This is a genomic window from Mesorhizobium sp. IMUNJ 23232 (assembly GCF_044326205.1).
Taxonomy (GTDB): Bacteria; Pseudomonadota; Alphaproteobacteria; order Rhizobiales; family Rhizobiaceae; genus Kumtagia.
On sequence record NZ_JBIRCY010000161.1, the window covers coordinates 1 to 1076 of the forward strand.

General features: G+C 60.0%; 1 pseudogene. It reads right to left on the reverse strand.

Going from position 1 to position 1076, the window contains the following annotated elements:
- A pseudogene (locus tag ACH196_RS38100) lies at positions 1–970 on the reverse strand (ISNCY family transposase); the annotation flags it as partial.
- Positions 971–1076 lie beyond the last annotated feature (106 nt).

The following is a 1076-nucleotide window of genomic DNA, read 5'->3' on the forward strand; positions in this document are numbered from 1 at the left end:
CAACGCAGCTCGCGCTTGCACAGCACGTCGCGCAGCCGATCCGGCGGCACATTCAAAGCGCGATGCAGATTGTCTGGCCGGGCAGGGACCTTGGCGAACCTCTCGTTGAAGTCGGCCATGAACGCCGGCAGGAACACATTGGCCGCCTCGATGTCCGATACGCCGGCGAGACGCAGTTCCTTCACAAGACGGTCCTGCAGCGTCCGATTGACCCTTTCGACCCGGCCTTTGGCCCGGCTCGAATTGGCGCACAGGATCTCAATGTTGAGTTCTGACAATGCGCGGCCGAACTGGGTCATGCCGCGGCCAGCCTTGGCATCCTTCTTAGCGACCCGGAAAACGTGTGCTTATCGGAATAGAATGCGACCGGGCAGCCGTGTGCCTTCAGATAGAGTTCCAGCGCCTCGAAGTAGCTGAAGGTGCTCTCAGACTTCACAAAGCGAAGCTGCTGGAGCTTGCTCGTGGCGTCGTCGATGAAGACGAGCAGGGTGCACGGATCGCCTCGCATCTCGAACCAACGGTGATCACTGCCGTCGATCTGCACCAGCTCGCCATAAGATTCCCGACGCAAACGAGGCTGATGGAATGTCCGGCGCTGCTTGCGTGACAGCCAGATTCCAGCGTCCGCCATCCATTTGCGCAGTGTCTCGCGCGAAACAATCAGGCCGTGGTTCGCCGCCAGCTTCTCTGCCGCCAAGGTCGGCCCGAAGTCGAGATAGTGTTCCCAAACCAACCGAACGGCGAGATCGCGGACGCCGGCGACATATCGATGGTTCGACGGTCGTCCTCGAGCCTTGTGCCGAAGCGCCGTGGCGCCTTCAGCCCGGAACGCCTTAAGCAGACGCTGGACCTGGCGCGTCGTCATATCCAGAACATGCGCCGCCGACACGGCCGTCATGCGCCGCTCCAAGACTTTCGACAGGACCTCGATGCGTAGAAGCTCGCGCTCGCTCATCAAAATTAGTCCCAATCTGCTGACCCCCAATGCCCCAATGTGAGCAGGGACACTGGCACCTCGAAAGCAGGAGCGACATTCCTACTTTGCAGAAACAGGACATTCTAACTTTGCGGCAATA